The sequence below is a fragment of the Klebsiella terrigena genome, assembly GCF_012029655.1.
In the GTDB taxonomy this organism is placed as follows: domain Bacteria; phylum Pseudomonadota; class Gammaproteobacteria; order Enterobacterales; family Enterobacteriaceae; genus Klebsiella; species Klebsiella terrigena.
The window spans coordinates 306,311-330,504 of sequence record NZ_CP050508.1 but is presented as its reverse complement, the minus strand read 5'-3'; the positions used below and the strand labels follow the sequence as shown (position 1 = coordinate 330,504).

The 24,194-nt window shown below is 57.7% G+C and carries 23 protein-coding genes; 5 read left to right on the top strand and 18 right to left on the bottom strand.

Annotated features, from left to right (window positions below):
• Positions 1-43 precede the first annotated feature (43 nt).
• On the bottom strand, positions 44-1,081 hold the full coding sequence (locus HCK03_RS01510) for an oxidoreductase (protein ID WP_041143040.1): 1,038 nt from the start codon (positions 1,079-1,081) through the stop codon (positions 44-46).
• A gap of 359 nt (positions 1,082-1,440) precedes the next feature.
• Here HCK03_RS01510 and yhhY point away from each other — a divergent pair, with 359 nt between their 5' ends.
• Entirely contained in the window at positions 1,441-1,920 is a 480-nt protein-coding gene (yhhY, locus tag HCK03_RS01505) for an N-acetyltransferase (protein WP_166793793.1), read from the top strand.
• Between the two features lie 44 nt (positions 1,921-1,964).
• On the opposite strand, the gene ggt is transcribed toward yhhY, so the two are convergent.
• The gene (ggt, locus tag HCK03_RS01500; protein WP_115191738.1) at positions 1,965-3,707 is read right to left on the bottom strand and encodes a gamma-glutamyltransferase; all 1,743 of its coding nucleotides are present in this window, start codon (positions 3,705-3,707) and stop codon (positions 1,965-1,967) included.
• Positions 3,708-3,827: 120 nt separating this feature from the next.
• On the opposite strand from ggt, the gene HCK03_RS01495 reads away from it, so the two are divergent.
• A complete protein-coding gene (locus HCK03_RS01495; protein ID WP_041143043.1) occupies positions 3,828-4,151 on the top strand; it encodes a DUF2756 family protein in 324 nt (107 codons plus the stop codon).
• Positions 4,152-4,169: 18 nt separating this feature from the next.
• Here HCK03_RS01495 and ugpQ read toward each other — a convergent pair whose 3' ends face one another.
• The 10 genes from ugpQ to livK form a co-directional block, all read right to left on the bottom strand.
• Positions 4,170-4,910 carry a glycerophosphodiester phosphodiesterase gene (gene ugpQ, locus HCK03_RS01490; RefSeq protein ID WP_115191737.1) on the bottom strand — a complete coding sequence of 247 codons (741 nt, stop codon included), beginning with the start codon at positions 4,908-4,910 and terminating at the stop codon, positions 4,170-4,172.
• Positions 4,907-5,977 carry a sn-glycerol-3-phosphate import ATP-binding protein UgpC gene (locus tag HCK03_RS01485; RefSeq protein WP_076946165.1) on the bottom strand — a complete coding sequence of 357 codons (1,071 nt, stop codon included), beginning with the start codon at positions 5,975-5,977 and terminating at the stop codon, positions 4,907-4,909. The genes ugpQ and HCK03_RS01485 overlap by 4 nt, the downstream gene beginning before the upstream one ends.
• A gap of 269 nt (positions 5,978-6,246) precedes the next feature.
• Complete coding sequence (gene ugpE / locus HCK03_RS01480; RefSeq protein ID WP_041143046.1) at positions 6,247-7,092, bottom strand: sn-glycerol-3-phosphate ABC transporter permease UgpE; 846 nt, start codon at positions 7,090-7,092, stop codon at positions 6,247-6,249.
• The gene (gene ugpA / locus HCK03_RS01475) at positions 7,089-7,976 is read right to left on the bottom strand and encodes a sn-glycerol-3-phosphate ABC transporter permease UgpA (RefSeq protein ID WP_041147479.1); all 888 of its coding nucleotides are present in this window, start codon (positions 7,974-7,976) and stop codon (positions 7,089-7,091) included. The genes ugpE and ugpA overlap by 4 nt, the downstream gene beginning before the upstream one ends.
• A gap of 139 nt (positions 7,977-8,115) precedes the next feature.
• Complete coding sequence (ugpB, locus tag HCK03_RS01470; RefSeq protein WP_143717600.1) at positions 8,116-9,432, bottom strand: sn-glycerol-3-phosphate ABC transporter substrate-binding protein UgpB; 1,317 nt, start codon at positions 9,430-9,432, stop codon at positions 8,116-8,118.
• Between the two features lie 265 nt (positions 9,433-9,697).
• The gene (gene livF, locus HCK03_RS01465) at positions 9,698-10,411 is read right to left on the bottom strand and encodes a high-affinity branched-chain amino acid ABC transporter ATP-binding protein LivF (RefSeq protein WP_004868545.1); all 714 of its coding nucleotides are present in this window, start codon (positions 10,409-10,411) and stop codon (positions 9,698-9,700) included.
• Between the two features lie 2 nt (positions 10,412-10,413).
• The gene (gene livG, locus HCK03_RS01460) at positions 10,414-11,181 is read right to left on the bottom strand and encodes a high-affinity branched-chain amino acid ABC transporter ATP-binding protein LivG (protein WP_041143048.1); all 768 of its coding nucleotides are present in this window, start codon (positions 11,179-11,181) and stop codon (positions 10,414-10,416) included.
• A complete protein-coding gene (livM, locus tag HCK03_RS01455; protein WP_041143049.1) occupies positions 11,178-12,455 on the bottom strand; it encodes a branched chain amino acid ABC transporter permease LivM in 1,278 nt (425 codons plus the stop codon). Before livM ends, livG begins: the two co-directional genes overlap by 4 nt.
• Complete coding sequence (gene livH / locus HCK03_RS01450; RefSeq protein WP_041143050.1) at positions 12,452-13,378, bottom strand: high-affinity branched-chain amino acid ABC transporter permease LivH; 927 nt, start codon at positions 13,376-13,378, stop codon at positions 12,452-12,454. Before livH ends, livM begins: the two co-directional genes overlap by 4 nt.
• Before the next feature lie 153 nt (positions 13,379-13,531).
• A complete protein-coding gene (livK, locus tag HCK03_RS01445) occupies positions 13,532-14,641 on the bottom strand; it encodes a high-affinity branched-chain amino acid ABC transporter substrate-binding protein LivK (RefSeq protein WP_041143051.1) in 1,110 nt (369 codons plus the stop codon).
• 421 nt (positions 14,642-15,062) lie between these two features.
• Between livK and panM the strand changes: the two genes are divergently transcribed.
• Positions 15,063-15,446, top strand: coding sequence for an aspartate 1-decarboxylase autocleavage activator PanM (gene panM, locus HCK03_RS01440; RefSeq protein WP_167691057.1), 384 nt, complete (start codon positions 15,063-15,065; stop codon positions 15,444-15,446).
• Between the two features lie 436 nt (positions 15,447-15,882).
• On the opposite strand, the gene livJ is transcribed toward panM, so the two are convergent.
• From livJ to ftsY, 6 genes are all read right to left on the bottom strand, one after another.
• A complete protein-coding gene (gene livJ / locus HCK03_RS01435; protein ID WP_115191735.1) occupies positions 15,883-16,986 on the bottom strand; it encodes a branched chain amino acid ABC transporter substrate-binding protein LivJ in 1,104 nt (367 codons plus the stop codon).
• Positions 16,987-17,231: 245 nt separating this feature from the next.
• Positions 17,232-18,497, bottom strand: a complete 1,266-nt coding sequence (locus tag HCK03_RS01430; protein ID WP_134528024.1) for a 4-aminobutyrate--2-oxoglutarate transaminase — start codon at positions 18,495-18,497, stop codon at positions 17,232-17,234.
• Between the two features lie 173 nt (positions 18,498-18,670).
• A complete protein-coding gene (gene rpoH, locus HCK03_RS01425; RefSeq protein WP_041143056.1) occupies positions 18,671-19,525 on the bottom strand; it encodes an RNA polymerase sigma factor RpoH in 855 nt (284 codons plus the stop codon).
• Positions 19,526-19,789: 264 nt separating this feature from the next.
• The gene (gene ftsX / locus HCK03_RS01420; RefSeq protein ID WP_041143057.1) at positions 19,790-20,842 is read right to left on the bottom strand and encodes a permease-like cell division protein FtsX; all 1,053 of its coding nucleotides are present in this window, start codon (positions 20,840-20,842) and stop codon (positions 19,790-19,792) included.
• Positions 20,835-21,503 (bottom strand): cell division ATP-binding protein FtsE, encoded by a 669-nt coding sequence (gene ftsE / locus HCK03_RS01415; protein ID WP_004868565.1) that lies wholly within the window; start codon positions 21,501-21,503, stop codon positions 20,835-20,837. The genes ftsX and ftsE overlap by 8 nt, the downstream gene beginning before the upstream one ends.
• A gap of 2 nt (positions 21,504-21,505) precedes the next feature.
• Complete coding sequence (ftsY, locus tag HCK03_RS01410; protein WP_167691056.1) at positions 21,506-23,104, bottom strand: signal recognition particle-docking protein FtsY; 1,599 nt, start codon at positions 23,102-23,104, stop codon at positions 21,506-21,508.
• A 192-nt stretch (positions 23,105-23,296) separates the two neighbouring features.
• Between ftsY and rsmD the strand changes: the two genes are divergently transcribed.
• Positions 23,297-23,893, top strand: a complete 597-nt coding sequence (rsmD, locus tag HCK03_RS01405) for a 16S rRNA (guanine(966)-N(2))-methyltransferase (protein ID WP_041143059.1) — start codon at positions 23,297-23,299, stop codon at positions 23,891-23,893.
• The gene (locus HCK03_RS01400) at positions 23,883-24,161 is read left to right on the top strand and encodes a DUF1145 family protein (protein ID WP_041143060.1); all 279 of its coding nucleotides are present in this window, start codon (positions 23,883-23,885) and stop codon (positions 24,159-24,161) included. Before rsmD ends, HCK03_RS01400 begins: the two co-directional genes overlap by 11 nt.
• Positions 24,162-24,194 lie beyond the last annotated feature (33 nt).

Here is a 24,194-nt window from a genome sequence, read left to right as displayed (position 1 = left end):
TCTGTTCAAAAAATATGAATAAGAGCAGAGGAGCTCAGGAAGCTTATTTATCGAGGGTTATCGTGGCCGGCGATGGCTGCATGAAGCCGCGTTCGAGGATCTCCATATTGGTGAGAACGTCAGATTCCTTGACGTAATTCTCGGCCCCGTTTACCACGGTCTCGTAGAGCGAATCATACACCCGTCCGTAGTCGCCGGGCTCCACCCGCAGCTCTTCGCGCACGCTCGCGCCGCTATCATCCACGTACTCCAGCAGGCCGATGCTCTCGTCTGCCGCAAAGCCCGGCTCGCCCGGCATGATATTCGCCTTCAGGCTGGTTTCCTGCTGGTCGATGCCGTATTTGATAAACGACCCTTTATGGCCGTGAACGATAAATTTCGGATACGCCAGCTTCACCAGATAACTGGTTTTAACAATCGCCTTCAGGTCGCCGTAGAACAGCTGGGCCTCGAAGGTATCATCCGGGTTGGCCTTATTACGCAGGCTGCGAATGTCGTACGCCACGTGATCCGGGCGGCCGAACAGGGAAATTATCTGATCCAGCGTATGCACGCCAAGGCCATAAAAGGTGCCATCCTGCGCGAGTCCGGGCTGCGTTTCCGCCACCGGGCGATAGAGGTCGAAGTGGCTTTCAATTTCAACGATCTCGCCCAGCTTACCGCTTTCAATCGCTTTCTTAGCGGTCAGGAAGCAGGAGTCAAAGCGGCGGTTCTGGTACGGCGTTACCGTCAGCCCCTTACTTTTTGCCAGCGCAAACAGCGCTTTCGCTTCCGCCAGCGTCGGGGTGAAGGGTTTTTCCACCAGCACGTTCTTGCCCGCTTCCAGCGCGCGCTTCGCGTAGTCAAAGTGGCTGTCGGCGTGGGTGCAGACAATCACCAGCCTGACCTGAGGATCGTTAAGTACCTCATCGAGATCGCTGGTGAAGTGAATATGCGAGTACTGCGGGGCCTGCTCTTCCGGCTTCGCGCTACGGCGATAGATATGCGCCACGTGCCAGCGGTCTTTGCGGTGCAGAACGTAAGGAAGATGGTAGCGGGTGGTGCTTTTACCGAATCCAATAAATGCGCAGTGCAGAGTCATAACGCAGTCCTTAGTTGAGGTTTCTGCTGCTAACCATAGCGCACCCCGGCGACGAACTTAACCCTTAACCCACTGACGATGGCGGAAAACGACCGGCAAAAAAAGGCAAAAAAAAAGCCAGCACCTGGCTGGCTAAAGTAATACTGGAAGCAATGTGAGCAATGTCGTGCTTTCAGGCTTTCCGCAAGGGTCCCCCTGAATGCAGGACAATAATAATCATTCTCATTCGCACTTGTCTACTTCTTTTTGCAAAAAATAGCCGTTGACGCGTTTTTCAAAGTCAGGGATGTTGAAAGGGACTCAACGAGCAGTTAAAGCCTGATATGCAGGCACTAAGGAGAAGAGGAATGAGTGAGATAGTGATACGCCACGCCGAACCGCGCGATGCAGAACCGTTACGTCAGCTGACTGCACACCCGGAGGTCTATCACGACACGCTACAGCTACCTCATCCGGCAATGGAAATGTGGCAGGAGCGGCTACAGCCCCGGCCAAACAGCCACCACCTGGTCGCCAGCATCGATGAACAGGTCGTCGGCCACCTGATGCTGAGCGTTGAATCCCGCCCGCGCCGTAGCCACGTTGCGACCTTCGGTATGAGCGTGGCGGCACCCTTTCACGGACGCGGCGTCGGCAGCGCCCTGATGCGCGAGATGATCAACCTGTGCGATAACTGGCTGCGCGTCGAACGCATTGAATTAACGGTATTCGCTGATAACGCCTCCGCCATCTCCGTCTATCGCAAATACGGCTTTAGCGTTGAGGGGACCGGGCGTAAGTTTGCGCTGCGCAACGGTGAATACGTCGATGCCCTCTTTATGGCCCGCCTGAAGGAGTAGCCCTTCCCCACCCTCTCCCGCTCCGGGAGAGGGTGGAAAATAGCCTAGTATCCGGCGGTTAAATCCCCCGGTGAACGCGGGTCAGAGGCGCCGTACAGCGTACCGTCCGGGCCGACCATAATACTCTGCGTGCTGCCCATCGCCTCTTTCAGCACCACTTTCTGCCCTTTATCGGCCAGCAGCTTCAGCGTATCCGGGCTAAAGCCCTTCTCAACCCGCAGCTCATCGGGCAGCCACTGATGATGGAAGCGCGGTGCGTTGGTGGCTTCCGCTACGTTCATCCCAAAATCGATGGAGTTCACCACCATTTGCAGCACCGTCGTGATAATCCGACTGCCGCCCGGGCTGCCGGTGACCAGCCAGGTTTTACCGTCCTTCACCACAATCGTCGGCGACATTGACGACAGCGGGCGTTTTTTCGGCCCGACGGCGTTGGCGTCACCGCCTACCAGCCCATAGACGTTAGGCACGCCGGGCTTCGCCGAGAAATCATCCATCTGGTTGTTCATTAAGATCCCGGAGTTCCCCGCCACAATGCCGGTACCAAAAACGGTGTTCAGCGTGTAGGTCACCGCCACCGCGTTGCCGTCCTTATCCACCACCGAGAAGTGGGTGGTCTGGTTGCTCTCGTAAGGCGCCAGCTTGCCCGGACGGATCTGGCTGGAGGGTTTCGCTTTGTTGATATCGATCTGCTCGGCTATCGATTTGGCGTAGGCCTTGCTGGTGAGCGCCTGCCACGGAACCTTAACGAAATCCGGGTCGCCGAGGTACTCAGAGCGATCGGCATAGGCGTGCTTCTCCGCTTCCGCCATCACCTGCATGGCGTCCGCGCTGCCGAAGCCGAACTTATGCATATCGAAGTTTTCAAGGATATTGAGGATCTGCACGATGTGGATCCCCCCGGAGGAAGGCGGCGGCATCGAGAACACCTGGTAGCCGCGATAGTCGCCGCTTATCGGCGTGCGCTCCACCGCCCGGTAGTTCGCCAGGTCCGCTTTGGTGATCAGCCCGCCGTTTTTTTGCATCTCATCGGCAATCTGGTCGGCTATCGCCCCTTTATAAAACGCGTCCGGGCCGTGCTCGGCGATCAGCTCCAGGCTTTTCCCCAGCTGTTTTTGCACCAGCTTGTCGCCCTTTTTCAGCGGCTCACCGTTTTTCCAGAAGATAGCCCGGCTGTTGGCGTGATTCGGGATCACCTCGCTGCCGTAGGTTTTCAGGTCGTCCGCCAGCGCATCGTTGACCGTGAAGCCCTCTTCAGCCAGCTTGATGGCCGGGCGAATCACCTTGTTCAGCGGCATGGTGCCGTATTTTTCCAGCGCCAGCGAGAAGCCGGCCACGCTGCCCGGCGTGCCGGAGGCGAGATGCGAGGTCAGCGACTTCTTGCTGTCCGGGTTGCCCTGGTCATCGAGGAACATATCGCGGGTCGCCTGTTCCGGCGCCATTTCGCGGAAGTCGATGGCCGTCGTTTTACCGTCTTTGGTACGCAGCATCATAAAGCCGCCGCCGCCAATATTGCCCGCCTGCGGGTGCGTGACCGCCAGCGCATAGCCCACGGCCACCGCCGCATCGACGGCGTTTCCACCCTGGCGCAAAATATCCACGCCGACGCGGGTAGCCAGGGCATCAACCGACGCCACCATCCCCTGCTGGGCGCGAACCGGATGAAAGACGTCCTCTTCAACCCCGTAGGATACGGGAGGTGGGGCGGGGCTGGCGGCGACGGTAAAGCTCCCGCCCGCCAGCAGCAAAGCGATGACCGCCTGACGCCAGAATAGTGTTGTTATCATTGCCATACTCCTGAATCTGTTTTTGTCCCTGCATAAGCCTGGTTGATAAGTCCTAAAAAATCATTGTTATGCCGGAAAGGAGGTACACTTAAGTGATCCCACGCACGGGAGGAGAGAACAATGAAGGCAATACTATTTCTGGCGGTGCTGATGCCGTTGACCGCCCTGGCACAGCCGCTTAATACCACCAACAATCCCAACCAGCCGGGGTACGTCATCCCCAGCCAGCAGCGGATGCAAAACCAGATGCAGGTCCAGCAGCAGCAGCATCAGAGCATGCTGAAGCAGGATATGCAGAACCAGACGCGCGCTCAGCAGCAGCATCTTCAAACGCAGCTGAACAACAACCAGCAGCGCGCATTGCAGGGCGGGAACGTGAATTCTCAGCAGCAGGTGCTGCCGAATAGTAACGGTGGCATGCTGCAGCGACAGACGACCCCGTAAAGGCCGCCTGTCGGCAGATTAGGGCTGGAAGTTGGGGCCGATGACGTCTATCGCATCGGTACAGATGCTGTCGACGCCCCAGCGCAGCAGCTCGGCGGCACGCTGGGGTTTATTGACGGTATACACCAGAATATGCAGACCTGCCGCCTTCAGGCTCGCCACCCGCGCCTCATCAAGCAGCTTATGGTTCAGGTGAATCGACACGCAGCCCAGCCGGGCGGTCAGCTCGCGCCAGTCCTCACGCCACTCGTCCAGCAGCAGCCCGCGCGGCAGCTCAGGCACCGCCTGCTGCGCCGCTTCCAGGGCGTCAATTTCAAACGATGATAGCAGCGGCGCGGTCATGCCGTGCCACAGCTCGCGGGCCGCTAAGGCCACCACCTTGCCGGTCAGCGGCCCGCTGCCGGTGGTCGGCTTAATTTCGATATTGGCCATCATGTTCAGCTGACGACAGCGCTCCGCCACGGCAGAGAGCAGCGGCAGCGGCTCGCCTTTAAATTCGCGGCCGTACCAGCTTCCCGCATCGACGTTCAGCAGTTCATGCCACGCCAGCTCGCCCGCCACGCCCCAGCCGTTGCTGGTGCGCTCGAGATTATCGTCATGCAGCAAAAAGATTTGCCCATCTTTCGACAGCTTGGCGTCGAACTCGATCATGGTATGACCAAAGCGAGCGCCGGTATCGATAGCGGCGAGGGTATTCTCCGGCGCCAGCTTTCCACCGCCGCGATGGGCGACGATATGGGGGTAAGGCCAGTAACTCATGCGCGTTGTCCTGTTTCACCATCAAAGAGGTGCAGATGATCCTGCGGCAGATGCAGCCACAGCGTGCTGCCCGCCGCCGGACGCTGCTGATGCGGCAGCCTGACGACCAGCTTCTGCGCGCCCCAGCGCCCGTGGGCGAGGTTATCGGCACCTAAAATTTCCAGCGTATCCATCACCAGCGGTACGCCGCCTTCCGTCTCGGGGCCTGCGGCAAAATGTTCCGGACGGATACCGAGGGTCATCTTACGCCCGGCGTGCCGACGATGCTCGCTATTGATCGGCAGATGCAGGCCGCCCTCCAGTTCAAAACGGCTGCCGTCGTCGCTGATGCGCCCGTCGAGCAGGTTCATCGCCGGGCTGCCGATAAAGCTCGCCACAAAGCGGCTGGCCGGCTTTTCGTACACCTCAACCGGCGTACCAATCTGCTCGGCAACGCCTTTATTCATCACCATCACCCGCTGAGCAAGGGTCATCGCCTCAACCTGGTCGTGGGTGACGTACAGCGAGGTGGTTTTCAGCCGACGGTGCAGCTGCTGAAGCTCCAGACGCATCTGCACGCGCAGCTTGGCATCAAGGTTCGACAGCGGTTCATCAAACAGGAATACTGCCGGATCGCGGACGATGGCGCGGCCCATCGCCACGCGCTGGCGCTGGCCGCCGGAGAGTTCGCGCGGGCGGCGCTTAAGCAGGCCATCGAGCTCCAGAATGCGCGCCGCTTCCTGCACCCGCTCGTCAATCAGGCTTTTACCCATCCCGCGAATTTTCAGCCCCCAGGCCATATTCTCCTCCACGCTCATATGCGGGTAGAGGGCGTAGTTCTGGAACACCATCGCAATGCCGCGATCCTTCGGCTCCATCTCGGTAACGCGCTGGCGGTTAATCCAGATATCCCCGCTGGTCACGCGCTCAAGCCCGGCCACCATCCGCAGCAGGGTCGATTTGCCGCAGCCGGAAGGCCCGACCATCACGATAAACTCCCCGTCCGCCACGTCGAGCGTCAGCGGCTGAATAATCTGGGTTTTGCCATCCCAGCTTTTGGTTACTGCCTGTAATTTAAGTCCTGCCATAAAAGGTTGTATCCCTTGATTGTTCATGAACGTCGCTGGCGGCTATTTTTGCTCGGGGCAAGGCGCAAGCGTCGCAGTTTGGTGGGCCCAAATAAGACGCGAGTAACGCGGTACCGGGCAAAAATGGCCCCAGCCCTTCGGGACGCGTGCCGAAACCGCGTACTCTGCGTTGTCGGATTTGGACATAGGCCCACTATGTCCATCATCCTCCGCCTTGATTACGCGGTTTCGGCTCAGCGTCGACGCCACGAACAATCAAGGGATACAACCTACTTCTCACTGTCCACTAAACCACGCACAAACGCGCGCTGCATGGCTAAAACGATAACAACCGGCGGGATCAGCGTCAGCAGCATTGCCGCCATCACCTGATTCCACTGCGTGGTGCCCTCGCCGGTGGCGATCATGCCTTTAATACCGGCGACTGCGGTGCCAAGATTGACGTCCTGGACGATCAGCAGCGGCCATAAATACTGGTTCCAGCCGTAGATAAAGGTGATAACGAACAGCGCCGCGAGATTGGTTTTCGACAGCGGCAGTACGATGTCGCGGAAAAAGCGCATCGGCGAAGCGCCGTCGATGCGCGCCGCTTCAATCAGCTCATCCGGCAGGGTCATAAAGAACTGGCGGAACAGGAAGGTGGCGGTTGCCGAGGCCATCAGCGGCAGCGTCAGGCCGGCGTAGCTATCGAGCATCTTCAGGTTGGCAATCACCTCTACCGTCGGGAAAATTCGCACCTCAACCGGCAGCATCAGGGTGATAAAGATCATCCAGAAGAACAGGTTACGCAGCGGGAAGCGGAACCAGACGATGGCGAACGCCGACAGCATCGACACCGCGATTTTGCCCACCGTAATACTGAACGCCATGATGAAACTGTTGAGCATCATCAGCCAGAACGGCGCGCTGTTGGCCCCCACACCCTGTTTCCAGATGATGGCCATATTTTCCAAAAGGTGGCCGCCGGGGATCAGCGTCATCGGCGTCTCAAAGACCGCCTTGTTGTCCAGCGTGGCCGCGACAAAGGCGACGTACAGCGGGAACAGAATGACGGCAATTCCCGCAATCAGCATGGTGTGGCTGAAAATCGTCAGCCCGGGACGGTTCTCAATCATTGGTAGCGCACCTTACGTTCAACATAGCGGAACTGAACCACCGTCAGCACAATCACCAGCATCATCAGCACCACCGACTGCGCGGCGGAAGCGGAGAGATCGAGCCCGGCGAAGCCTTCGCGATAGATCTTATAAATCAGCGTCGTCGTCGCCTGGACCGGGCCGCCGGCGGTGGCGGCATCGATAACCGGGAAGGTATCGAAGAAGGCGTAAACCAGGTTGACGACCAGCAGGAAGAAGCTCACCGGCGCAATCAGCGGCAGCGCCAGCTTGAAGAAGCGGCGGACCGGGCCGGCCCCGTCAATCGCCGCGGCCTCCACCAGCGAGCGCGGGATCGACTGCAGCGCGGCGAAGAAGAACAGGAAGTTGTAGCTAATCTGCTTCCATACCGAAGCAAACACCACGAGGAACATCGCCTGGCCGCTGTTCTGCGCGTGGTTCCAGTCGTAGCCCATCTCGCCGAGGAAATGGGTAATCAGCCCGCGTCCTGGGTTAAAGAGGAAAATCCACAGCACCGCGGCGACCGCGGGCGCGACGGCGTAGGGCAGCAGCATCAGCGTTTGATAGAAGCGGCTACCGCGCACTACGTAGTCGACCAGCGCGGCGAAAAACAGCGAAACGATCAGGCCGCTGAACGTCACCATCGAGCTGAACTTGATGGTGGTCCAGAATGAGTCCAGATAGTACGGATCGTGGAACAGGGTAACGAAGTTATCCATGCCGACGAACTGGCTGGAGAGGCCAAACGGGTCGACGCTTTGCAGCGAATACCACAGCGCCTCGCCCGCGGGCCAGATAAAGAAAATAATGGTGATAATCAGCTGCGGCGCAACCAGCAGATAGGGCAGCCAGCGCGAGCGGAATACCGGACGGGTTGATGACATGAGGTTACTCTTTTGCTCGATGATGCCCAGTGATTCGCTGCTATCGGCGATCGCCAAAGGCGGATATCCCCCGGTAAGCAAGGCGCTATCGGGGGACGTCCGTTCGACCTACTGCCCTGAATCAATCGGCATCAATACGTTACGACTTCGTCGACTGCTCGAAACGACGCAGCAGCTGGTTACCGCGCTCAACCGCTGAATCCAGCGCCTGCTGCGGGGTTTTCTTGCCGGTCCAAACGCTTTCCAGCTCCTCGTCCACTACGGTGCGGATCTGCGGCATATTGCCCAGGCGCAGGCCTTTGGTGAACGGCAGCGGCGGCTTGTTCAGCATCTGACGGGTGGCGATATCGGCGCCAGGGTTCTTGTCATAGAAGCCCTGCTGACGGGTCAGATCGTAGGCGGCGGTAGTGATCGGCAGATAGCCGGTTTTCTGGTGCCATTCCGCAGCGATTTCCGGTTTTGTGAGGAATTCGAGGAATTTCGCCACCCCGGTGTAGGTCTCTTTATCTTTACCCTGCATCACCCACAGGCTCGCCCCGCCGATAATGGCGTTCTGCGGCGCGCCCTTAACGTCGGCATCGTACGGCATCATCCCGACGCCATAGTTGAATTTGGCGTACTGGCGGATATCGGCAAGCGAACCGGAGGAGGCGGTGGTGATCGCACAGTCACCGTTGTAGAACTTCTCGGTGGACTCATCTTTACGCCCGAAGTAGCTGAAGTCGCCCTTCTTGTTCATCGCTTCCAGCATGGCGATATGCTTCACCTGCTCCGGCTTGTTGAACTCCAGAACCGCGTCGGTGCCGTCGAAGCCGTTGTTTTTGGTGGCGACCGGCAGGCCGTGCCAGGCGCTGAAGTTCTCAATCTGAATCCAGCCCTGCCAGCCGCTGGCGTAGCCGCACTTCATTCCGGCGGCCTTCAGCTTCGCGGTATAGGCGGCCAGATCCTGCCAGGTTTTCGGCGGCTGCTCCGGATCTAAGCCGGCTTTTTTGAAGGCGTCTTTGTTGTAGTACAGCACCGGGGTGGAGCTGTTAAAAGGCTGGGAGAGGAGATGGCCGGTTTTAGAGTCGGTGTAGTAGCCGGAAACGGTCGGTACGAACTGCGATTCATCAAACTTAATGCCCGCGTCGGCGAAGACCTGATACACCGGCTTGATGGCTTTTGACGCCATCATCGTCGCGGTGCCGACCTCATAAACCTGCAGCAGCGCCGGGGCGTTGCCGGTACGAAACGCGGCGATACCGGCGCTCAGGCTCTGCTCGTAGTTACCTTTGTAGACCGGCGTAATTTTGTAATCCGGATTGGCCGCGTTGAAACGCTGCGCCAGAGAATCAACTTCTTTACCCAGCTCACCTTCCATTGAGTGCCAGAACGGGATGGTAGTTACTGCGAGGGCCTGGCCGGCAAATGCCAGGCTAAGCGCCAGTCCTAAAGCCGTATGTCGTAACGATATCATCGGTTATCTCTCTTGTTGTTCCAGATGCGCGATTTCACGCGTTTGATGTTCGCGGGGGTAACATGACATGCTCGAATTACAGAAAAATAACTCTTTTATTACAAAAAAAAGATAGTAAGACGTCAGGGAGATGGCAAGACGATGAAAGATCGGAGACAGGAAAGTGGGAGCTGCGACACGTCAAGGGGATGATTGCCGGCCGGCGGCTTTCTGGCTGAGGGATATCCCGGCCGGGCGGCCGGGAATAAGCGCGAAAGGTTTGGGATTACCCTCCCAGATAGGCGCTACGCACCGCTTCGTTAGCCAGCAGCGCGTCGCCGGTATCTTCGAGCACCACATGGCCGTTCTCGAGCACGTAGCCGCGATCGGCAAGCTTCAGCGCCTGATTGGCGTTCTGCTCTACAAGGAATATGGTCATCCCCTGCTCGCGCAGCTGTTCGATGGTGTTGAAAATCTGCTGGATGATAATCGGCGCCAGGCCCAGAGAAGGTTCATCCAGCAGCAGCAGGCGCGGCTGGCTCATCAGCGCGCGGCCAATCGCCAGCATCTGCTGTTCGCCGCCGGACATGGTGCCCGCGCGCTGAATACGACGCTCAAGCAGACGCGGGAACAGCTCGTATACCCACTTAATGCGGGTCTGGAACTGGTCACGGTCGGCAAAAAAGCCGCCCATCGCGAGGTTCTCTTCGACCGTCATCCGCGAGAAGACGCGACGCCCTTCCGGAACAATCGCCACCGCTTCGCGCATGATTTTCGCGGTCTGCCAGTCGGTAATATCCTTACCGTCAAACACCACCTTTCCGCTGCTGGCGCGCGGGTCGCCGCACAGGGTGCCGAGCAGCGTGGTTTTACCCGCGCCGTTGGCGCCAATCAGGGTCACAATCTCCCCCTGATTGATATGCAGGCTGACGTTATGCAGCGCCTGAATCTTGCCGTAGTGGGCACTTACGTTGTCAAAAGATAACATCACTTTTTCCATGCTTATGCCTCACCAAGGTATGCGCGGATCACGTCCGGGTTATTGCGGATCTCTTCCGGCGTTCCGTTGGCCAGCGGCGTGCCCTGGTTTACCACGTAAATGCGATCGGAAATGCCCATCACCAGCTTCATATCGTGTTCAATCAGCAGGATGGTGGTGTTGTGATGACTGCGCAGCTCGGCGATCAGCTCGTCAAGCTCCTTGGTCTCTTTGGGGTTCAGGCCCGCCGCCGGTTCGTCCAGCATCAGGATTTCCGGCTGCGTCACCATGCAGCGAGCGATCTCCAGCCGCCGCTGGTCGCCGTAGGCGAGGTTGCTGGCCTGGCGGTTAGCCTGCTCCAGCAGGCCGATACGCTCAAGCCAGGCGGCGGCGCGATCCAGCGCTTCGCTCTGCGCGCGACGGAAGGTCGGCGTTTTCAGCAGCCCGGAGAAGACGCCGGTTTTCAGCTGCTGATGCTGCGCTACCAGCAGGTTTTCAATCACCGTCATTTCACGGAACAGGCGCACGTGCTGGAAGGTACGCACGACGCCCATGCGGGCAATCTGCTGGCCCGGCAGCCCTTCCAGGTGCTGGTCACGCAGCATAATCGAACCGCCGGTCGGCTTATAGAAACCGGTGAGGCAGTTAAAGACCGTGGTCTTACCGGCGCCGTTAGGGCCGATCAGCGAAACAATTTCCTGCGGGCGCAGCTCCAGCGACACGTTGTTGACCGCCAGCAGGCCGCCAAAGCGCATCATCAGGCCGCTTACGGATAATAATGGCTGACTCATGCCTGCTCTCCTTTAGCCTGACCTTTTTTCAGCTTCAGCTGCGGGCGCGTCATCGGCAGCAGACCCTGCGGACGCCAGATCATCATCAGTACCATCAGTCCACCCAGCATCAGCATGCTGTATTCGTTGAAATCACGCATCAGCTCGCGCGAGACCACCAGTAAAATAGCGGCCAGAATCACCGCAAACTGCGAGCCCATCCCGCCCAGCACGACGATGGCCAGCACGAAGGCCGACTCGGCGAAGGTAAAGGACTCCGGGCTAACGAAGCCCTGGCGTGCGGCAAACAGCGTCCCGGCAAAGCCGGCAAACGCGGCGCTGATGGTAAAGGCGGTGAGCTTGATGCGCGTCGGATTGAGGCCCAGAGAACGACAGGCAATCTCATCTTCACGCAGCGCTTCCCACGCGCGGCCCAGCGGCATGCGCAGCAGGCGGTTAATCACGAACAGCGAGAAGACCACCAGCAGCAGCGCCACCAGGTAGAGGAAAATAACCCTATCGCTGGGGTCGTACTTGACGCCAAAGAAGTTGCTGAAGGTATCCCATCCGCCTTCGCGCGCGCTGCGGCTAAACTCGAGGCCAAACAGCGTCGGCTTAGGGATCTGGCTGATGCCGTTCGGGCCGCCGGTCACTTCGGTGTTATTGAGCAGTAAAATACGCACAATTTCGCCGAAGCCGAGGGTCACAATCGCCAGATAGTCACCGCGCAGGCGCAGCACCGGGAAGCCCAGCAGGAAGCCCGCAGCGGCCGAAACCAGCCCCGCCAGCGGCAGGCAGGTCCAGAAGCCGAGGCCGTAATAGTGATTCAGCAGCGCGAAGGTGTAGGCGCCGATAGCGTAGAAGCCGCCGTAGCCCAGCACCAGCAGGCCGGACAGCCCCACCACCACGTTCAGCCCCAGGCCGAGAATGATGTAAATCATGGTCAGAGTGGCGATATCCACCGTGCCGCGCGACACCATAAACGGCCACGCGACGGCGATAACCAGCAGCGCCACCAGGAACAGCTTCTGCTTTACCGTCGACCCGTCGATGGCCGGCAGAATAAACTTCGGCCCGGAGACGTTTTTCAGGGTTTTTTGGAACAGCGGGCGCATCAGCTGGAAGAGGAAGACCACCGCCGTGCCGATGAAGATCCACTGCCAGCGGATATCCGCCGCGGTATCTACCACCAGTTTGGTGCCGTCCAGCTCCAGCTGCACGCCCATAAAGACGCCGGCCAGAATAAAGAACATCACCGCGGACAGCAGCGCCATTGCAATATGCATCGGTTTCATACTTTCTCAACCTCCGGGCGACCGAGGATACCGGTAGGCATCACTAACAGCACCAGAATCAGCAGCGCAAAGGAGACCACGTCTTTATATTCGGTGCTGAGATAGGCGGAGGAGAGCGCTTCGGCGATACCCAAAATCAGGCCGCCGATCATCGCGCCAGGAATACTGCCGATGCCGCCAAGGACCGCTGCGGTAAAGGCTTTCATCCCGGCCATAAAGCCAATATAGGGGTTGATAACGCCGTAGAACTGACCGAGCAGTACCCCGGCGACCGCCGCCATCGCGGCGCCGATAACAAAGGTCAGGGCAATAACGCGATCGGTGTTAATCCCCAGCAGGCTGGCCATTTTCAGGTCTTCCGCACAGGCGCGGCAGGCGCGGCCCATGCGCGAATAGCGGATAAACAGCGTCAGCGCCAGCATCGCCACAAAGGTGACGATCCAAATAACCAGCTGCATGGTGGTGATCGTGGCAGAGAAGTTTTCGCTGCTGCCCACCGTCCACTGGCCGTTAAACAGGCTCGGCAGCGCCACGTCGCGCGACCCTTCCGTCAGGCTGACGTAGTTTTGCAGGAAGATTGACATCCCGATGGCGGAAATCAGCGCAATCAGGCGCTTGGAGCTGCGCACCGGCCGATAGGCCACGCGTTCAATACTCCAGCCATAGGCGCTGGCAATAATGATAGCCCCGACGAATCCGGCGGCGACCAGCAGCCAGCTGGTATCGATGCCCATCATCATCAGCGCGGCAATGATCATGAAGGAGACGTAGCTTCCTATCATATATACCTCGCCGTGGGCGAAGTTAATCATGCCAATAATGCCGTATACCATCGTGTAACCGATGGCGATCAGCGCATAGGTACTGCCCAGCGTGACGCCGTTAAACATCTGCTGCAGAAAGTAGAGAAACTGCTCGGACATAAGGTAACCTTTCTAAACCCGGCAAGGCGGGATGTTGAATCCCACTCGCAACGATTCGAGCGGCGACGGACGGCAAACTGTTCCCTCCCCGGCAGCCCCGGAGCGGAAACGTCGTCGAGGCATCAGCGGCTCGAACCATGACGAGGGGTTGTCTTATTTTGCAGCCGAGGATGACCCATCCGCATGCCACTGGAAGACACCAAACTCAAATCCCTTCAAATCGCCTTTTTCGTCCCAATTCAGCGGCCCAATCACGGTTTTCGCACCGTGAGCTTTCAGATCTTTGATTAAGTCCAGCGGCTCCTGGCTGCTGCTTCTGTCCATCGCCTGCGCTAAGGACTGCACGGCGGCGTAGGTAATCCAGACATACGGCCCGCTCGGATCTTTTTTCTCTGCTTTCAGCGCGTCTACGATAGCGCTGTTTGCCGGATCCTGGTCATAGCGTTTCGGCATTGTCACCAGCATGCCTTCTGCCGCGGCGCCTGCGATATTGGACAGCGAAGCATTGCCCACGCCCTCAGGCCCCATAAAGACGGTTTTCAGCCCGTTAGCCCGCGCCTGACGCAGCATCTGGCCCATTTCCGGGTAATAGCCACCGTAGTAAACGAAATCAATATTCTCTTTCTGCAGGCGAGAAAGCAGCGCCGAGAAGTCTTTCTCACCGGCGGTGATCCCGTCGAAGAAGACGATGTTGGCGTTGCCTTTTTTCAGGCTCTCCTGGACCGAGCGCGCCAGGCCTTCACCGTACTGCTGCTTGTCATGAATGATAGCAATACGCTGCGGTTTCACCGTTTCCAGAATATATTTTGCGGCGGTTGGCCCCTGCGAGGAGTCGAGGCCGGCGGTACGCATGATGTACTGATAGCCGCGCTGGGTCAGCTCGGGGTTGGTGGCCCCCGGAGAGATCATCAGAATGCCTTCATCTTCGTAGATATCGGAGGCCGGCTGGGTTGAGGAGGAGCAGAGGTGGCCGATAACGTATTTAATCCCTTCGTTAACGATTTTGTTCGCCACCGCGACGGCCTGTTTAGGGTCGCAGGCGTCGTCATACTCCACGCCGACCAGCTTATCGCCCTTAATTCCGCCCTGCGCGTTAATGTCTTTAATTGCCTGACGCGCGCCGTTGAACTCCATGTCGCCCCATTGCGCTACCGGACCAGACATCGCACCAACGACGGCGACTTTTATCTCTTTGGCGATTACCGCGTGCGACATGGTCAGTGCGACTAATCCCGCAATGATTGTTTTCGCGTTCCTTTTCATGCTCCAGAACCCCGTTCGTGATGTGGTGTAAATATTTTGTATTTTTATGGTTAAAAAGCATTCTGTGCTTTTATTAAACAACGCTACTTTTACCATGATCTTTAATGGTTTAGCGCAGTTTTTTGCCGGAAACCAGATTAAAATCTCTATTTTTCAGGCGATTAAGCAAAGATAATATTCTGTATTCACGCGAAGATAAACAAAAAAAGTCCCGTTTTCAGCATAAAATAACGATACTTATGGCGGAATAAAACGCTGCACTTTAGGTTAAAACTCTGCTTATTTTTCGATCCATAACGCATTGCGCTACCCTGCATTCACCAGGAAAACGAATCGCCTGATGAATGCGCAAAAAACAGCGCTCCGCCGGACAGTCATTTTAGGTACACTGACGCATCCGTTTTGACTGGACTTGCCGCGCATGAAACTGACCATTATTCGTTTAACGCACTTCAGCGATCAGGATCGCATCGATTTAGGGAAAATCTGGCCGTCACGCGATCTGGCCGGGATCACCGTGGATGAAAGTCACGCTATTTACGCCGCCCGCTTTAACGAGCGCCTGCTGGCCGCCGTTTGCGTGACCTTAGACGGTGCAGAGGGCGAGCTGAGCGTGCTGTGCGTGCGAGAAGTCACCCGCCGTCGCGGCGTCGGGCAGTATCTGGTGGAAGAGGTGCTACAAAGAAATCCAGAAATCGGTCGCTGGCGGATGGCGGATACCGGTATTGAAGACCAGCGCGTCATGTCAGCGTTTATGCAGGCTCTGGGCTTCAGCACCCAGGACGGCGGTTGGCAAAAGCATTAAAAACTAAGCGGGAAAACCCCGGATGACGGCACATCGCGCCTTATCCGGGCTGCGATGGCTTTAGCTTGTTCAGCAAATTTAGGTAACCAGTAATCCCGTCTTTACCAGCCGCAAATTGACCGCTTATTTAACCCATAATCGCTGTTTTTCCCGGCCGAAAAGGGGCCATTTATTTAACCGAGAATTTCTACTTTCCCCGACCACAATTACGCCGTATTTAACCAATAATCCTCACCGCTTTCCCCAGCCATAAGCTGACCATTCATTTAACCAGGATCTTCTCTTATCCGGCCAACAAATTGACAATTTATTTAACCGAGAATTTCGCGCTACAGGCAGGCGGCAAGCTCTGAAATCCCCGGGAGCTTACATAAGTAAGTGACCGGGGTTGAAGAGCGCAGCCAACGCACCTGTAGCGTGAAAGGCGAAGGTTAAATTATTTGGCGTCGGTCGCGGTGCCATCGGCATGCCAGGTAAACACGCCGAACTCGAAGCCTTTAAGGTCGCCCTTCGCATCCCATGACAGCGGTCCCATCACGGTATCAACGGAGTTTGCCTTGAGGTATTTCGCGATAGCCGCCGGGTCTTCAGACTGGTTCAGGCCCGCCTGGAGCGACTGGATAGCCGCATAGGTAGTCCAGACAAACGCGCCGCTCGGATCCTGTTTTTTCGCTTTGATGGCGTCTACAATCGGTTTGTTCGCCGGAACCTGGTCATAGTTTTTCGGCTTGGTGACCAGCATGCCTTCAGCGGACTGACCGGCAATGTTAGACAGGGAGACGTTCGCTACGCCTTCCGGTCCCATAAACTGCGTTTTCAGGCCGGCCGCGCGCGATTGCCGCAGAATCTGCCCCATTTCCGGGTGATAGCCGCCGTAGTAAACGAAGTCGATATTTTCTTTCTTCAGACGCGCCACCAGCGTAGAGAAATCTTTCTCACCGGCGGTGATGCCGTCAAAGAACACGACGTTAGCGCCGCCTTTTTTCAGGCCATCCTGCACCGCGCGCGCCAGACCTTCACCGTACTGCTGCTTATCGTGAACGATAGCAATGCGCTTCGGTTTCACCTTATCAATGATGTACTTAGCTGCCGTCGGGCCCTGGTCAGAATCCAGGCCGGTGGTGCGCAGAATCATTTTATATCCGCGCGCGGTCAGCTCCGGCGCCGTCGCGGCCGGGGTGATCATCAGAATGCCTTCGTCTTCATAGATATCAGACGCCGGCTGAGTAGAAGAGGAGCATAAGTGGCCGATAACGTACTTAATGCCGTCATTAACAACCTTGTTGGCTACCGCTACCGCCTGTTTCGGGTCGCAGGCATCATCATATTTTACGATTTGCAGCTTATTGCCTTTGATACCGCCCTTCGCGTTAATATCGGCAACCGCCTGCTCAGCGCCGGTAAACTCCTGATCGCCATACTGCGCCACCGGGCCAGACATCGCGCCAACCACGGCAATTTTGATATCTTCAGCCAGCGCTGCATTGCTCATTACCAAGGCGATACATCCTGCCAGTAACGCTTTACCCTTCATATTCATCCTGAAGCTCCCCATTATTATGGTTTTTTGCATTTGTTGTGATGTTGTTTTTTAGCGCATTATTCTAATTAATCACATAAGAAAAGCATATGATAGCTAGATTGAGGTCTGCCGCTCGCGCCTTTGCAGCACACTATGCTAGAACATATCCCATTTTTCAGAATTTGAAACAACATTTTTTTAGGTTATGTAACAGTTATGTGACTGAAGCAGAACGCCACTCCGCAGAGTGGCGAGATGTGGGGCTATGCGGCCAGCGCGCGCTGAATAATCGCCAGCGCCTGGCGGAATTGCGCATCGGGGATGGTGAGCGGATAGAGGAAGCGGATGACGTTGCCGTAAACACCGCAGGTCAGCAGCAGCAGCCCTTCAGCCAGCGCGCGTCGCTGGACGGCCTGGGTGAACTCGCTCGACGGCTCGCCGGTTTGCGGATCAAAAAACTCGACCGCCACCATCGACCCCTGCGCCCGCACCTCGGCAATCTGCGGGCACGACGCTTTGGCCTGATTGAGGACTTCAACCAGATGGTGGCCAAGCTCATTTGCCCGCTGGCAAAGCTGCTCTTCGGCAATCACATCCAGCACCGCGTGCGCGGCGGCAATCGCCAGCGGGTTACCGGCGTAGGTGCCGCCGAGGCCGCCCGGCGCGGGAGCATCCATCACCTCCGCCCGCCCGGCCACCGCCGACAGCGGCATCCCGCCCGCCAGGCTTTTCGCCATCGTTATCAGGTCGGGCTGCACGCCATAGTGCTCCATCGCAAACAGCTTGCCGGTTCGCCCAAACCCGGACTGCACCTCATCCGCAATCAGCAGGATGCCGTGGGTATCACAGAGCGCGCGCAGCGCCTGCATAAACCCGGCAGGCGCAGCGTTGAACCCGCCCTCGCCCTGTACCGGCTCAATGATGATGGCCGCCACCTGATCTGCCGCGATATCGGCCTTAAAGAGGCGCTCGAGGCTTTTTATCGCCTCTTCGCTGCTGATGCCGTGCAGCGCATTGGGATACTGAGCGTGGAAAACGGAGCCCGGAAACGGACCGAAGCCGATTTTATAGGGTGCCACCTTGCCGGTCAGCGCCATCGTCATGTAGGTTCGGCCGTGGAAAGCGCCGCCAAAGGTGATGATTCCCGGACGACGGGTCCAGGCGCGGGCAATTTTGACCGCATTCTCTACCGCTTCCGCGCCGGTGGAGAAGAAGGCCGTTTTGACGGCGCCGGAGACCGGCACCAAAGCGTTAATGCGTTCGGCCAGCGTGACGTAGCTGGCGTAGGGGACAATCTGATAGGCCGTATGGGTAAAAGCCTCCAGCTGCGAGGCCACCGCGGCGACAACTTTGGGGTGTCGATGCCCGGTGTTGAGCACCGCAATCCCCGCCGCAAAATCGATAAACTCCCGGCCTTCGATATCCCACAGCGTCGCGTTCTCGGCCTTTTGCGCGTAGAAGTCGCACATGACGCCCACGCCGCGCGGCGTCGCCTGCTGTCGACGCTGATTAAGATCGTTATTTTTCACCCGCCTTCTCCCTATATGAATTTAGTAAGTCATGCCTGTCTAAAAACAATAGCGCCTGCCCGGCATTCAAGCCCAGCGGAAGAAGAAATTAATATGGTTGAAGCGTGGAGGGATAAAAAAACAAAAAGCCCCCGCTGAGACAGCGGGAGCTTCTTTTAATGCCGGGCGCGGACTTACGCTTCGATAGCGGTACGCAGTTTCTTCATGGCGTTCTTTTCAAGCTGGCGCACGCGCTCAGCCGAAACGCCGTAGCGATCCGCCAGCTCCTGCAGCGTAGACTTGTTGTCTTCGTCCAGCCAGCGGGCGCGGATGATATCCTGGCTACGCTCGTCGAGGCCCTGCATCGCGTCGGTCAGCTTGTTTGCCGCCTGCTCTTCCCAGTTATCGTCTTCAATGCCGTCGGCAAAGTTAGACGTTTTATCCTGCAGATAGAGCACCGGAGCCATCGGCTGGCTATCGGACTCGTCGTCCGACGACATGTCGAAGGTCATATCCTGCGCCGCCATACGTGATTCCATCTCACGCACGTCTTTGCTTGATACGCCCAGCTCGCGGGCAACCATTTCAACTTCATCCTGGTTAAACCAGCCCAGACGCTGCTTGGTTTTACGCAGGTTAAAGAACAGCTTACGCTGGGCTTTGGTGGTCGCGACCTTCACAATACGCCAGTTACGCAGAACGTATTCGTGAATTTCGGCCTTAATCCAGTGCACGGCAAAGGAGACCAGGCGCACGCCAACTTCCGGATTAAAACGGCGCACGGCTTTCATCAGGCCAATGTTGCCTTCCTGAATCAGGTCCGCCTGCGGCAGGCCATAGCCCGAGTAGTTACGAGCAATATGAACAACAAAGCGCAGGTGAGACAGGATCAGCCTTTTCGCTGCTTCCAGATCGCCCTGGTAATGCAGCTTTTCAGCAAGCTCCCGCTCTTCATCGGCCGATAACATCGGCCATGTGTTCGCAGCCCGGATGTAGGATTCCAGGTTACCAACGGGGGCTAAGGCTAAAGTTTGCATATCTTTGGTCATTCAAATCCTCTCAATCGATATCGTCTGGCTCGACAGTTCCCGCTTAGACAACCAGGCAACAATCATGCCAGCGTTTATGAGCAACGAGAATATCACCCACATTAGTATCAGACAGTGATTTTATCCACAAGTTCCATGCAACGGTGTGAATACATTACGCACAAAATGTGACATGGAGATGAAGCGTAGGGAAGAGACAACAGGGACTCTTTCCCTGCAGAGAGACATTCAGTCAGTGCAGGGAAAGATTATACCAGAAAATTTTTAATCGGGAGTAAAGTGACGTAAATGTTGCACCGTCGCCAGCCAGGCCGCGACCCAGCCGATCATCGAGCAGACGATCAGCATCAGCAGACACTCGTCGAAGCCCAGGCCGCTGAGCTCAAACTGAGTGCCGAATACCTTCGCCACTTCCGTTACCGCTGATGACAGACGCATCACCATAATCTCCGACAGGATCAGCGATAGAAACGCCCCGCAGAAGCCCAGCAGCGCGCCGCCGTAGAGGAACGGACGCAGGATAAAACCGTCCGTTGCGCCAATCAGCTTCTGCACGTTGATGGTATCGCGGCGGGCAAAGATGCTCAGGCGCACGCTGTTGCCAATCACCAGGAACACGGCGGCCACCATCAGCACGCCAATCAGCGCCGAGACGCGGCCAACCAGCCCGGTCAGCGAAGAGAGGCGCGCAAACCAGCTGTCATCCATGCGGACTTCATCGACGCCCTGAATATGCGCAACCCGATCGCGCAGGGTGTTGAGCGAGTCGGTCCCCTGGAAATCCAGCTTCGGCACGACAATCGCCACCGCCGGCAGCGGGTTCTCTTCCAGCATATCCAGCGCGCCGCCAAAGCCGGACCAGTTGCGGAACTCGCCTAAGGCTTCATCCCGCGACAGATAGTTGACCTTCTCCACGCCCTGCTCCGCCTGCAGCTGCCCGACCACCCGCGCCGCGGCGTCATCGTCCAGCGTCTTCTCCAGGTAGACGGTGATCTGCGGCGATGGATAGTACTGCGACGCCGCGCTGTTAACGTTTTTGTACACCATGTAGCACACGCTCGGCAGCGTCAGCGAAATGGCGATGACCATGATGGTCAGAAAGGTGGCCAGCGGCGTGCTTTTCAGATCCTGAACCGCACCGTGCCAGGCGTAGCGCACCTGCTCATTGAAAACGTTGCTTTTACGAGAAGCCGGGTTCGGCGCCGCTTTTGGCCGCTTCGGCGCATTGCGCCCACCGCCTGCCCCTGCGGCATTGCGGATGCGGTCAAATCGACTGCCAAACTGGCGAATGTGGTTTATTGCGTCGCGCTTATTCACCCCAGTGGCCTCCGTGCATATGCCCGTCGCTCAGGGTCAGCATGCGATACGAACGACTGGAGATCAGCCCCAGGTCGTGCGTCGCCATCAGAACCGTGACCCCTACGCGGTTAAACTCTTCAAACAGTCGTAAAATCCCCTCCGAGAGCGCCTCGTCGAGGTTACCGGTCGGTTCATCCGCCAGCAGCACCGCCGGCTTGTTCACCACCGCACGGGCGATGCCCACGCGCTGCTGCTCACCGCCGGAGAGTTGGATAGGAAGATTTTTCGCTTTGTCCAGCAGCCCGACTTTATCCAGCGCCGCCGACACCCGGCGGCGGATATCATCCCCGCTGGCGCCGGCAATAATCAGCGGGATCGCCACGTTATCAAACACGGTGCGATCCATCAGCAGATGGTGATCCTGGAAAATCATGCCGATCTGGCGGCGCAAAAACGGCACCTCACGGCTCTTCAGGCGGCTAATATCGTGGCCGCCGAACAAAATTTTGCCAGCGCTCGGCCGCTCGATGCCGCAGATAAGCTTGAGCAGGGTACTTTTCCCCGCGCCGGAGTGGCCGGTCAGGAACGCCATCTCGCCCGACTGCAGGTGGAAGTTCACCCCCTGCAGCGCTTGTCTCCCACCGAGATAGGCTTTGCTGACTTGTTCAAAGCGAATCATGATTAATCCTCTCGGGCAAAAAGTGCCTCAATAAAGTCGCCCGCGTTAAACGGACGCAGATCCTCAATACGTTCACCGACGCCAATATAGCGAATCGGAATACTGAACTGGTCGGCAACCGAGAAGATAACCCCACCTTTCGCGGTACCGTCCAGCTTAGTCAGCGTGATGCCGGTCAGGCCAACGGCCTCATGGAACAGTTTGGCCTGGCTAATCGCGTTCTGCCCGGTGCTGGCATCAATTGTTAGCATCACTTCATGCGGGGCATCTTCGTCCAGCTTCTTCATCACGCGGACAATTTTCTTCAGCTCTTCCATCAGGTGCGATTTATTCTGCAGACGACCCGCGGTATCGGCAATCAGGACGTCAACGTTGCGCGCCTTAGCGGCCTGAATGGCGTCGAAAATAACCGAAGCCGAGTCCGCACCGGTATGCTGCGCAATCACCGGGATATTATTCCGCTGACCCCAAACCTGCAGCTGCTCAACCGCAGCGGCGCGGAAGGTATCCCCCGCGGCCAGCATGACCGACTTGCCCTGCTGCTCAAACTGACGCGCCAGCTTGCCGATGGTCGTGGTTTTACCCACGCCGTTGACGCCAACCATCAGAATAACAAACGGCGTTTTCCCTTCAACGTTCAGCGGCTGGTCAACCTTAGCCAGAATATCGCCCATCTCCTCTTTCAGCAGGCCATACAGCGCTTCGGCATCGCGGAGCTGCTTGCGGCTGGCAACGTCGGTAAGGTGGGTAATAATCTTACGCGTCGTTTCCACGCCCACGTCGGCGATCAGCAGCTGCTCTTCCAGCTCTTCGAAGAGATCATCATCTATTTTTTTGCCGCGGAACAGACTGATAAATCCGGAACCGAGGTTCTGTTTCGTTTTAACCAGGCTGCGCTTGAGTCGGGCAAAGAAGCCCTCTTTCGTCGGCTTCTCCTGCTCGATCTGAGCGGCTTCCTGCGGCTCGCTCTCTTCCTCAGTCTCTGCCTCAACCTCTGCCGCCAGCGCCTGGGCTTCCAGCTCATCGTCAGACAGCGCAGGCGCGTCCTCAATCAGCGTATCTTCCACCACGGCTGCCTGCGGCTCGGCGATAGCCTCTTCCGGCTCTTGTTCAGCAAGCGCTTCGGCGACCGCCGGCTCGGCAATCACCTCTTCAACCAGCGGCTCTTCCACCGGCGTTTCGTCGACTACGGCTTGTCGCACTTCCGGCTCGACGACGGCCGACTCAGCGGCGAGTTCTTCAACCGCAGCCTCTTTCGCTACGTCAACGGTCGGCGCGGCGTCTATCGCTGGCAGCGGCTGAACCGCCTCTTCCACGATGGTTTCTGCTACCGGCTGCGGCTGCTCGCTTTCGGCAACCTGTTCGGTGACCTCAACGACGTCAGCGGCAAAGGCCTCCGGGTCTGCTTTCTCCGGCGCCGGGGCGCGATCCGCTTCGGCTTCAGGCGCCACGACGGTCTCAGCCGGCGCTTGTTCGGCAGAAGCCTGCTCCGCAGCTTCCTGCAGCCCTTCTACTTTTTGTTCAACTTCTGTTTCCTGCGCCTGCTCTTTTTGTCCAAAGCCCAGCCAGGAAAAGAAGCCACGTTTTTTCTCTTTCGCCATTTGCGACTACACTCCTCGCTGATTATTCATGGCACAGCTTCGGCATATCTGTCGCGGAAGCTGAAAAATAATGAAATTAGTCAGATAGTCTATCACTTAACTTAACGCGCATCACCGCCCCCGGATTAAGGTTTCGTCATCCGCCTTCGATCGCTAGAATAGCAGGCTGGAAGTTGAGACTTGAGCAGAGAGATGAAGAAACCAAACCACGCAGGCAGCGGCCAGATCCGCATTATCGGCGGACAGTGGCGGGGCCGGAAATTACCGGTGCCGGAGAGCCCGGGCCTGCGCCCGACCACCGACCGGGTCCGTGAAACCCTTTTTAACTGGCTGGCGCCGTCTATGGTCGACGCGCGCTGCCTGGACTGCTTTGCCGGCAGCGGCGCGCTGGGCCTGGAAGCGCTCTCCCGCTACGCGGGCAGCACCACGCTGCTGGAGATGGAGCGCGGCGTTGCCCAGCAGCTGCAGAAAAACCTGGCGACCCTGAAAGCCAGCAACGGCACGGTGGTCAACACCAATACCCTGACCTGGCTTAATCAGCCCGGCACGCCACACCAGATAGCCTTCGTCGACCCGCCTTTCCGTAAAGGGCTGCTGGAGGAGACGCTGCGGCTGCTGGAGAATAACGGCTGGCTCGCCGACGAGGCGCTGATCTACGTCGAAAGTGAAGTCGAAAATGGGCTACCGCCGGTACCGGCCGGCTGGCACCTGTATCGTGAGAAAGTGGCCGGACAGGTCGCCTACCGCCTCTATCAACGAGAGGCACAAGGAGAAAAGAATGCTGATTAATCTGGGCCGGGTACTGATGCTGTGCGTATGGGCCTTTTTGCTCTTAAACCTGTTTCAGCCTTTCCCTAAGCCGCTGAATATTTTCGTCAACGTCGCGCTTATCTTTATGATCCTGATGCACGGCCTGCAGCTGACGCTGCTGAAGGCTACTCAGCCAAAAGATGCGCCGCCGCTGGGCCGCTTCGAGCAGGTACGCATTTTTGTCTTCGGCGTATTCGAGCTGGTTGCCTGGCAGAAAAAGCTCAAGGCCACGCTGCGTAAGAAGTGATGGCGCCCGGCTCGCTGCCGCGCCGCACGGCGC

Coding starts and splice junctions, on each gene's coding strand:
- HCK03_RS01510 (WP_041143040.1), bottom strand. CDS start 1,081: ATGACTCTGCACTGCGCATTTATTGGATTCGGTAAAAGCACCACCCGC.
- ggt (WP_115191738.1), bottom strand. CDS start 3,707: ATGATAACAACACTATTCTGGCGTCAGGCGGTCATCGCTTTGCTGCTG.
- HCK03_RS01495 (WP_041143043.1), top strand. CDS start 3,828: ATGAAGGCAATACTATTTCTGGCGGTGCTGATGCCGTTGACCGCCCTG.
- ugpQ (WP_115191737.1), bottom strand. CDS start 4,910: ATGAGTTACTGGCCTTACCCCCATATCGTCGCCCATCGCGGCGGTGGA.
- HCK03_RS01485 (WP_076946165.1), bottom strand. CDS start 5,977: ATGGCAGGACTTAAATTACAGGCAGTAACCAAAAGCTGGGATGGCAAA.
- ugpE (WP_041143046.1), bottom strand. CDS start 7,092: ATGATTGAGAACCGTCCCGGGCTGACGATTTTCAGCCACACCATGCTG.
- ugpA (WP_041147479.1), bottom strand. CDS start 7,976: ATGTCATCAACCCGTCCGGTATTCCGCTCGCGCTGGCTGCCCTATCTG.
- ugpB (WP_143717600.1), bottom strand. CDS start 9,432: ATGATATCGTTACGACATACGGCTTTAGGACTGGCGCTTAGCCTGGCA.
- livF (WP_004868545.1), bottom strand. CDS start 10,411: ATGGAAAAAGTGATGTTATCTTTTGACAACGTAAGTGCCCACTACGGC.
- livG (WP_041143048.1), bottom strand. CDS start 11,181: ATGAGTCAGCCATTATTATCCGTAAGCGGCCTGATGATGCGCTTTGGC.
- livM (WP_041143049.1), bottom strand. CDS start 12,455: ATGAAACCGATGCATATTGCAATGGCGCTGCTGTCCGCGGTGATGTTC.
- livH (WP_041143050.1), bottom strand. CDS start 13,378: ATGTCCGAGCAGTTTCTCTACTTTCTGCAGCAGATGTTTAACGGCGTC.
- livK (WP_041143051.1), bottom strand. CDS start 14,641: ATGAAAAGGAACGCGAAAACAATCATTGCGGGATTAGTCGCACTGACC.
- panM (WP_167691057.1), top strand. CDS start 15,063: ATGAAACTGACCATTATTCGTTTAACGCACTTCAGCGATCAGGATCGC.
- livJ (WP_115191735.1), bottom strand. CDS start 16,986: ATGAATATGAAGGGTAAAGCGTTACTGGCAGGATGTATCGCCTTGGTA.
- rpoH (WP_041143056.1), bottom strand. CDS start 19,525: ATGACCAAAGATATGCAAACTTTAGCCTTAGCCCCCGTTGGTAACCTG.
- ftsE (WP_004868565.1), bottom strand. CDS start 21,503: ATGATTCGCTTTGAACAAGTCAGCAAAGCCTATCTCGGTGGGAGACAA.
- ftsY (WP_167691056.1), bottom strand. CDS start 23,104: ATGGCGAAAGAGAAAAAACGTGGCTTCTTTTCCTGGCTGGGCTTTGGA.
- rsmD (WP_041143059.1), top strand. CDS start 23,297: ATGAAGAAACCAAACCACGCAGGCAGCGGCCAGATCCGCATTATCGGC.
- HCK03_RS01400 (WP_041143060.1), top strand. CDS start 23,883: ATGCTGATTAATCTGGGCCGGGTACTGATGCTGTGCGTATGGGCCTTT.